Genomic DNA, 8839 nt, shown 5'->3' with positions numbered 1-8839 from the left:
CCGAAAGGCCCGAAACGCCCCCATAGGCGTCCCAAACATCCCTCATCGTCCCGAATTATTTCCCTGAGATCACCTCAGTGAATCCGAAGTGTTCCGACGCATACCCAACCCACCGTCGGGAATGTCATGATAGTGCGCCTGGGAATGTACGTTGGATTCGTCGAATGATCGTCCCAGAACGTGATGTCGTTGTTTCCCGTGGAGATTTTGTTCGCCCACCAGCAGTTCGCTGATCCGGTGAAATCGTAAGACTTCCAGGTCCCGGCATTAGCGAAGCATGTGTTGCCGTTATGTCCCCACAGTTCCACAAAATTCTGATCGCCGCACGGGACATTGTTGATGGCGTGAGCGCTGCCTGCCGGCGCTGCCAGCGTGAAAGCGGTCGCCAGTGCGGCCGTCACCGCGAGAGATTTAAACTTCCGCCGCATCATGCTCCTCGGATTCGTGTAGGTATGTTTTCTTCTTCACGGTAAGGGGTGTCGGGAAAGCCGTCAATCCCTGAAAGTGTGGAGACAGTTCTATGCGAAAGCGGCCTCATCAGGGCTGTTGATGCTTTTCTTCTCTCGTTCATCTAGCGCTCGAATATGTTGTGGATGATTTTCTCTTCTCGTTCATCCGACGCTCGAATGTGACAGGCCGCAGTCCGTCGTTGGCGCTGTGCCTCCTACTGGTGTTGTAGAAGTTCCACCGCCATCTGCGGCGAGGCGACCGTCAGCGCGGCGTCGTGATGCTCGGACATGGCGTAGCCGAGCAGTCGCCGGGCGGACAGGTCCTCCACGGTGGCCAGGTGCGGCGGCCCCTGGTCGGTGTCGATCTGCGTGCCGTCGCCGACCCACAGCGCGTCCGGGGCGACCGCGGTGAACTTGCGGCCGACCAGATCCGGCGTCGCCTCCCCAGCGACCTGTCCGACGACAGGTGGGCGCTGATCGAGCCGGTGATAGCGGCGTGGAAGGCGCGGCATCCCGCGGTCAGCGGGCACCAGGGCCGTTACGACTGCCGATGGAAGGGAGGGGTGAGAACCCTCACCGTGTGAGATCGCCGGGATGGTGACGTGCGTGATGGAATGCGGCTCTGATTTCGGAGACCAGAAGATCTGGCTGTTCCAGACCGGGGAAGTGGCCGCCGCGGTCCAGCTCGTGCCATGACCGGAGGTCGTGGTAGCGGCGCTCGGCCCAGCGCCGGGCGGTCGGCCACGGCTCGGCAGGGAACAGCGAACAGGCGGTGGGCACCGTCACCGGTTGTGCGTTCTCTTCTTCGGCTCCAGCATGCGTTGTTCCGCCGGGTCCGGCAAGGTCCGGTCGCCGGGCAGGGGAGAGGCGATCGGCATCGTCAGGTGCAGGCCGGCGACACGCTTGGGCACCAGGCGCGCCAGCTCGGTGCTGACGAACGAGCCCCAGTCTCCGCCGTGCGCACCGAACCGTTCGTAGCCGAGCACGGTCATCAGTTCGGCCCACGCCCGCGCCGTACGGGCGGGGTGCCAGCCGCGTTCGCGTGGACGGTCGCTGAACCCGAACCCTGGCAGGGCCGGGACGACGACGTGGAAGGCGTCACTCGCGGAACCGCCATGGGCGACCGGATCGCTGAGCGGCCCGAGGACGTTCTCAAATTCGAGGACAGAGCCCGGCCAGCCGTGGGTCAGCAACAAGGGGAGCGCTGTGGGCTCGGGCGAGCGCACGTGCCAGAACGCGATACGCAGCCCGTCGAGGCGCACGCGGTAATGAGGAATCGTGCACCACTGCTTTTCCGGGCGCGCCAGTCGTGCTGTCGCCAGGTGTCCAGCAGCATCCTCAGCTGATCCAACCCGATACCCTGCGCAGCGTCCGGCACCGTTTCTGGCTCGGGAAGCCGAACCCCGTCAAGACGAGCCCGCAGGTCCGCCAAGTCGCGGGCAGGAATGTGCATGGGGTAGGGCTCGATCTCAGGTGTTGTCGCCGTGTTTCCAGAGATGGACGAAACCCTAGAAACGGGCCACCCTCGGGTCCATGCCGGAGATTGCCGGGGAGCGGTCAGGAATTGCGATATGCCGTGGGACGAACGCCCGTGTGGCGCAGGAAAGCCGTCGACAGAGCACCGGGACCGGCGAAACCACAGAGCGGCCGGATGTACGGCTACGGGTGCGTGATGAATGAGGCGAGGTGTTCGCGGGCGCCTTCGGGGGAGAGGGCCGGCCGGGCTGGTCGCCGGGGCGGCCGGCGCTGATCACGGTGTTGCATCGGGCGGACAACCTCACCGATCGGCAGGCCGCTGAGGCCGCTGCCCTCACAGCTTGATCACTTCAGTAACTGAGAACGAGCCCGGCCCATCCGCGACCGCCTGGGTCTTGCTGGGGCCGACGGACGATGCCCGACCGGGTCGTTAGGCACCGGTGTGTGCTGGCGTCAGCTGGGTGAGGACGGCGTCGACGAGCGTGTCGGTGAACTCCGGCGACGCGGTCTGGCCGGTGACGAGGACGCGGTAGTAAATGGGCCCGACGATCTGGTCGACGGCGAGGTCGATGTCGATGCCGGGGTCGAGTGCGCCCCGGGCGACCGCGCGTTCGAAGGGGAGCCGGTCGTAGCTGCGTTGCTCGCTGAGGTGCTCGAAGCGCAACCGGGCGGCGAGCGCGGGGTCGTGCTGGGCTTGGGCGGTGAGGGCGCGGAAGACCGCGCCGGCGTCGGACTCGGTCAGGAAATGGGCGATCTTGCGGGCGTGGGTACGCAGGTCCTGTCGAAGGTCCGCGGTGTCTGATGGGATGAGGGCTTCGGCGGCGTCCTGGACGAAGGCGTCCATGAGGATGTCGTTCTTTGACGACCACCAGCGGTAGATCGTCTGCTTGGCCACACCCGCGCGTTCGGCGATCCCTTCGATGGTCAGCCGCGTGTATCCGACCTCCACCAGCAGGTCGTCGGCGGCTTCGAGCACGCTCTGGCGTGCTTCTTCGCTGCGGCCGTGTCTGTTCCCGCGGTGTCTGTTCGCGGCAGTGCCCATGGGTCCGTTCCCTTCGACCACCTGAGCTTAGCATCTTGTGTAGACGCAACGGTGCGTCTACGGTAGGGGTCATGAACACACTCACAACGACTGACACAGCCGCTGTTCTGGATCGGCTGTTCGCGGCCGCCGACCTCGAAGAGGCGAACCCCGCACCGTGGCCGCTGGACACGCCCTTCGCCGACGCCTCGGCGCAACAGCGCGCCGATGCGCTGGCGGGGGAGTACATGCCGATCTCCAGGTCAGGTGGCCGGCTGCTCTACGCGCTGGTACGCAACGGCCGCCCCGAGACGATCGTCGAGTTCGGCACCTCGTACGCCACCTCCACGATCCACCTGGCCGCAGCGGTCGCCGACAATGGTGTCGGCCACGTATGGACGACCGAACTCAGCCAGACCAAGGTCGACGCCGCGCGTAGCAACCTGGAGCAGGCCGGCGTGGCCCAGCACGTCACGATCCTGGCGGGCGACGCTCTCGTGACTCTGGCCGAGGTTCGCGGACCCATCGGCCTGCTGCTGCTCGACGGCTGGAAAGACCTCTGTCTTCCGGTGCTGCGGCTGCTCGAAGACCGCCTCTCCCCGGCCGCCCTCATCGTCGCCGACGACACCACCTTCGCGAGCATGGCCGACTATCTCGCCTACGTTCGCGACCCCGCGCACGGATACGTCACCATCGCGTTCCCCGTGGAGGACGGCATGGAGATCAGCTGCCGGACCTGACGCTGCTTCACGCCGGTCGGCAGCGGACACCAGAGCATGGGCAGCCCTCTCGGCGTCGGTTGCGAGCGCCGGGCGTTCGGTCTGAGTGACGCCGACACCGCGGACACCACCGTGCCTGTGCCGGCCGATCCGAAGCCCGCGTGGCCGGCAGACGTTGCTGGACTACTCAACGGCTCGCCCGGCTATATCGCGCCTGAGCGGTTACGTGGCGAGGCCGACGATCCAGCGCCGATCTGTGGTCGCTGGGAGCCACCCTCTACGCGGCGGCGGAGGGTCGGGCAACATTCGGCGGCGGTACTGCTGTGGGAGCCCAGCCCTACGCCTGGCCTGGCCTGTCGCTCCCGTCCTCGCTGCCTTGCTGGAGAAGGACCCCGTCCGGCGATGCACTGCCGACCTGGCCGCAGCCTGGCTCCGGGCAGTCGCCGACGGCTCTGCGATTCGGGAGAGTTTGGTCCACGGGAGGATCATGGTCGCGGCGGACGCCGAATAGGGAGACATCTCGGCGAACGCGACGTGTGGACGGGTCCGGGTGCGTGACCGCATGGACGCGGCGCTGGTGGGCGTGCGACGGGTGCTGTCGAGCAGTGTCCGGATCATGACGATGTCATGGTCAGCACGTGAGCGGCTCTCTGTTCCGCGGGCGGCCTGGTCGGCAGGCTTGCAGGCATGACAGACGTGGTGCGGTTGGACGCGGTGAGCAAGGTGTACGGCAAAGGCCAGAGTGCGGTCGCGGCCCTGCGTGAGGTGTCGGCGAGCATCGGCGGCGGGTCCTTCACCGCCGTGATGGGGCCTTCAGGATCGGGCAAGAGCACGTTCCTGCACTGCGCGGCCGGACTGGACGTGCCCTCCTCCGGCTCGATCCGGTTAGGCGGCACCGAACTGGCGAACATGTCCGAAACGCAGCTGACCGAGCTGCGTCGCCAGCGGGTCGGCTTCGTCTTCCAGGCGTTCAACCTCGTGTCGTCGCTGACCGTGGCGGAGAACATCACCCTGCCGCTGCGCCTGGCCGGCGCCAAGGCGGACCCCGCCTGGCTGGCCGAGATCGTGCGCCGGGTCGGTCTGACAGGCCGTACCGAGCGACGGCCGGCGCAGCTGTCGGGCGGCCAGCAGCAGCGGGTGGCGATCGCCAGGGCGCTGGTCACCCGGCCCGAGGTGGTCTTCGGTGACGAGCCGACCGGCGCTCTCGACACGATGACCGCCCGCGAGGTGCTGAAGCTGCTGCGTGAAGTGGTCGACAGCCTGGGGCAGACGGTGGTGATGGTCACCCATGATCCGGTGGCCGCCTCCTATGCCGACAGTGTGTTGTTCCTGGCCGATGGCCGAATCGTGGATGCGATGAGCGCGCCGAGCGCGGACAAGGTAGCCGAGCGGATGACCAGGCTGGGGGCATGGAAGTGATCGCGTGGAAGATGATTCGGCACCGCAAGGCCGCCTTCGCGGGCGCGTTCGTCGCGCTGCTGTGCGCGGCGGCGCTGGTGTGCGCGTGTCTGATGCTTCTGGAGACCGGCTTGCGCGGCAGCGTGGCACCGGAACGGTACGCGGGAGCGCCAATGATCGTGGCCGGCGACCAGTTCGTCCGCGAGACAGTCGTGAAGTCCAGCGGCAAGTCCAAGACCAAGGCCAAGACGCTGTCGGAGCGCAGGTGGATTCGAGCCGAACTGGCCGACCAACTCCGTCAGACGCCCGGGGTCACCAGGGTGGTGCCGGAGGTGAGCTTCCCGTTCGCGGGACGTTTCCTCGGGCATGGGTGGGAGTCGGCGGAACTGACCCCGTTCACCATCGCCCGAGGCCGCGAACCCAAGAGCGACGACGAAGTCGTGGTCGATGCACGCAACGCTCACGCGCTCGGTACCAAGCTGGCCGGCTACCAGGTGGTCGGCGTTACCGCGCAGGCGCTGCCCAGCCAAGACACCCTGTTCTTCGCCACCGCTCAAGCCCGCAAGCTCGCCGGACGACCCGGTCAGCTCACCGCCATCGGCGTCTTCCCCCAAAGGGACGTCCACGTAGAAGGCGCCCTCACCTACACCGGTGACGAACGCGGCACGGTGGAGTTCCTGGGCGCGGAGAATGCCCGGATCAAGCTGATCAGCTTGGGCGGCGCGCTGGCCGCCACCTCGCTCCTGGTGGCCATCCTGGTCGTGGTCGGCACGTTCGCCCTGTCCATCCAGCAACGCCAGCGCGAGCTCGCCCTGCTACGCGCCATCGCGGCCACCCCCCAGCAGATCCGTAAGCTCCTCGGCGGCGAAGCCCTCACCATCAGCGTGGCCGCCGGGCTGCTCGGCTCGGCCGCTGGGATCGGCGTGGGCTTCTGGCTACGCTCCCGTTTCGTGGAGCTGGGTGCGATGCCCGCCAATCTCAATCTGGTCGTCAGCCCGTTCCCCGCCGTGGGCGCCGTGGCCGTCACCGTGGCCGCCGCCTGGGTGGCGGCCCGCGTCTCGGCCAGCCGCACCAACCGGATCCGGCCGGTTGAAGCGCTGGGTGAGGCGGCGCTGGAACGCCCCGGCCTGCCCATGGGACGGTTGATCGCGGGGCTGGTCTGCGTGGCGGGCGGCACCGCGTTGACGATCCTGTTGTCGTTCCTGAACACCGAGGCCGCCTCCAGCCCCGTGACCTTGCTCACCGCGCTGGTGTGGACCACCGCCGTCACCCTGCTGGGCCCGTTGCTGGCCCGCGCCGCGCTGGCGCTCCTGGCGCTGCCGTTGGCCACCTCCCGCGTCGGCGGCTACCTGGCCGCCCGCAACCTGCGCTCCGGAACCAAACGCATGGCCTCGGTCATCTCCCCCCTCACGCTGATGGTGGCACTCACATGCACGATCTTGTTCGTACAGACCACGCTGGGCCACGCCGCCCAGCAGCAGGCCGCCGCGGGCGCCCGGGCGGATCACGTGGTCACCGGCGTCAGTGCGGCCGCCGTCCGTGACGTACCCGGCGTGGTCGCGGTCAGCCAGGTGCTGCGCACGTCGGTCCGGGTCGGGCTCACCAAGTACGGCGCCCAAGCCGCCGACGTCGACCCGCGCACCATGGATCTCGGTATCACCGCGGGCTCGATCAACGATTTCGGCAGGAACTCGGTCGCCCTCAGCCAGACGGCCGCCTCCCGGCTTGACAAGAACGTCGGTGATGAGCTCGAACTCACCCTCGGGGACGGCACGCCCGCCACGCTCAAGGTGGCCGCGATCTACTCGCGGGGTCTCGGTTTCGGCGAGCTCACCGTGGCCCGCTCGCTCGTGGCGGGGCATGTGGACGATCCGTCCGGGACGCTGCTGGTGGCCGGCGGCACCGCTGACGGCCTGCGCCATGCGCTGCCCGCCGCTACCATCCTGGACCAGGCACAGGCGGTCGAGATCAGCGCGCCCAACGCCGAGATCAACTACGTCGCCATGGGCCTGATCATCGCGTTCACCGCGATCGCCGTGGTGAACACGCTGGCCATGTCCAGCGCCGACCGCACCCGCGAGCTGGCGTTGCTGCGCCTGGTGGGCGCCACCAGGCGGCAGGTCCTGCGCATGCTGCGCCTGGAGACTCTCACCTCGGTGCTCATCTCGGTGGCGGCCGGGACCGCGATCTCGCTGGCCACGCTGTCGGCCTTCGGAACCGGGATGACCGGGTCGGCCCTGCCGCACATGCCCCTCAGCACCTATGCGGCGGTGATCGCCGCAGTGACGGCGCTGGCGCTGCTGGCGACCGCCCTTCCGGCGCGGCTGGCGCTCCGGCAACACCCCGCCGAGGCGATCAGCGGACGCGATTGAACGCTTCGCATCGCACTGCCGGGGGTGACGCGGACTCGGAAACCGGCTTCGGATCTGGCGTGGACAGGACCTTAGACGAGCCCTATCGTCCCAGTTCAAAGGCATTTTTCTCATGTAAACGATCAGCCCGGCTCAAATTCCCCGCGAATGCCCGAGGCTAGTGACGCATGCTCGTCTGACTCGCATGGCTGATGCCGGCGGCGGCCGCGCCAGCCAAGCCTTCTCCGCTGATTCTCGCCGCCTCCCCGCTCGTGCCGTTCTTCACATCCACCTGCTACGCCTACCGCAAGACCGAGAAAAGGACACGCCGCCATGCAGTTCCACAATGACCTGGTGATCAACCGTCCGGCCCGCGAGGTGTTCCGATATCTGGCGGATCTGGAGAACCTTCCCCGCTGGAACTACGCCATCGCCGAGACACGGAAGATCTCGCCTGGCCCGCCCGCCCGCGGAAGCACCTACCTGCAGACGCGCACGCTGCCCAGACCCATGCAGGAGACCCTTGAGATCTCCCGCTACGAACCCAGCCGACTGCTGGCCATCACCGGCGGCTTCGGCGATCTGGAGGGCACCTCCACCTACACGCTCGAGTCCAACGGCGAAACCACCAGGCTGACCAACGAGATCGAACTGGTAGGCCGCGGACTACTCCGCGCCTTCTCCGCACTCGCCACCGCCAACGTCAAACGAGCCGTCGCCGAGAACCTCACCGTGCTCAAGAACCTCCTGGAGAACACTGCGGGGACACCGTAACGGGTCGCCGGTGACCGGCCCTGAAATCCGCCGCCTCATCGCCGTCGTACACCGCCTGGCCGCCGTCCAACCGGCGCGCCCAGAACGCGATCGAGGAGATCGTCTCTCTGGCCCGGCGTGGCTACCACGTCGCTCCCCAGGGCGGGATCTGGTCCCCGCTGCTGGCCAACATCGCCCTGACGGCACTGGATGAGCACTTCCACAACCAGTGAGGTGATCTCAGCGAAATAGTTCGGCATTGGCCGGAACTTGCCATTACTTCAGGGCACCCTTCAGCTTTCCGGGCCCTTGCTCAAGGTGGGATCGACACGCTGGGGAGGCCGCGATACATACGCCGCCGGCGGCATTCGCCGACGATCCCGTATGGCAAACCTCTGCGTCTACCGGCCGACAACGTGAGAGACCCCTGGGCGATGACGCGCCCAGGGGGCTTGACCGTGGTGACGGGTCAGCGGTTGACGAGGTCGGGGCTTTGTTTGAGGATCCACGCTGCGAATTCGGGACCCGTAGGCCTTCGCGGAAGTGCGATCCGATCAGCGCGTATTCCGCCCCGCTGAGCCGACCTTGCCGCCATTGAGGTGATCTCAGGGAAATAATTCGGGACGATGAGGGATGTTTGGGACGCCTATGGGGGCGTTTCGGGCCTTTCGG

General features: G+C 67.3%; 8 protein-coding genes and 1 pseudogene. 4 read left to right on the top strand and 5 right to left on the bottom strand.

What is annotated here, in order from left to right; all coding sequences use genetic code 11:
* Window positions 1-74 precede the first annotated feature (74 nt).
* The 5 genes and pseudogenes from ACTMTF_RS49145 to ACTMTF_RS49125 all read right to left on the bottom strand — a co-directional run bounded on the left by ACTMTF_RS49145 (window position 75) and on the right by ACTMTF_RS49125 (window position 2901).
* On the bottom strand, window positions 75-401 hold the full coding sequence (locus tag ACTMTF_RS49145; protein WP_441116997.1) for a beta/gamma crystallin domain-containing protein: 327 nt from the start codon (window positions 399-401) through the stop codon (window positions 75-77).
* 263 nt (window positions 402-664) lie between these two features.
* Window positions 665-961 carry a hypothetical protein gene (locus ACTMTF_RS49140; RefSeq protein WP_441116996.1) on the bottom strand — a complete coding sequence of 99 codons (297 nt, stop codon included), beginning with the start codon at window positions 959-961 and terminating at the stop codon, window positions 665-667.
* A 270-nt stretch (window positions 962-1231) separates the two neighbouring features.
* Complete coding sequence (locus tag ACTMTF_RS49135; protein WP_441116998.1) at window positions 1232-1675, bottom strand: alpha/beta fold hydrolase; 444 nt, start codon at window positions 1673-1675, stop codon at window positions 1232-1234.
* Window positions 1664-1902: pseudogene (locus tag ACTMTF_RS49130) on the bottom strand (epoxide hydrolase N-terminal domain-containing protein); the annotation flags it as partial. The gene ACTMTF_RS49135 and the pseudogene ACTMTF_RS49130, both read right to left, overlap by 12 nt.
* Before the next feature lie 453 nt (window positions 1903-2355).
* Entirely contained in the window at window positions 2356-2901 is a 546-nt protein-coding gene (locus ACTMTF_RS49125) for a TetR/AcrR family transcriptional regulator (protein WP_441116995.1), read from the bottom strand.
* 137 nt (window positions 2902-3038) lie between these two features.
* Here ACTMTF_RS49125 and ACTMTF_RS49120 point away from each other — a divergent pair, with 137 nt between their 5' ends.
* The 4 genes from ACTMTF_RS49120 to ACTMTF_RS49105 all read left to right on the top strand — a co-directional run bounded on the left by ACTMTF_RS49120 (window position 3039) and on the right by ACTMTF_RS49105 (window position 8188).
* A complete protein-coding gene (locus tag ACTMTF_RS49120) occupies window positions 3039-3686 on the top strand; it encodes an O-methyltransferase (protein WP_441116994.1) in 648 nt (215 codons plus the stop codon).
* 666 nt (window positions 3687-4352) lie between these two features.
* The gene (locus tag ACTMTF_RS49115; RefSeq protein WP_441116993.1) at window positions 4353-5084 is read left to right on the top strand and encodes an ABC transporter ATP-binding protein; all 732 of its coding nucleotides are present in this window, start codon (window positions 4353-4355) and stop codon (window positions 5082-5084) included.
* Entirely contained in the window at window positions 5075-7435 is a 2361-nt protein-coding gene (locus ACTMTF_RS49110) for an FtsX-like permease family protein (protein WP_441116992.1), read from the top strand. Before ACTMTF_RS49115 ends, ACTMTF_RS49110 begins: the two co-directional genes overlap by 10 nt.
* 312 nt (window positions 7436-7747) lie before the next feature.
* The gene (locus ACTMTF_RS49105; RefSeq protein WP_441116991.1) at window positions 7748-8188 is read left to right on the top strand and encodes an SRPBCC family protein; all 441 of its coding nucleotides are present in this window, start codon (window positions 7748-7750) and stop codon (window positions 8186-8188) included.
* Window positions 8189-8839 lie beyond the last annotated feature (651 nt).

The sequence above is a fragment of the Nonomuraea sp. ZG12 genome (assembly GCF_052068115.1).
Classification (GTDB): Bacteria; Actinomycetota; Actinomycetes; order Streptosporangiales; family Streptosporangiaceae; genus Nonomuraea.
Note: the sequence above shows the minus strand (reverse complement) of the source record. Positions and strands in the feature narration are given on the sequence as shown.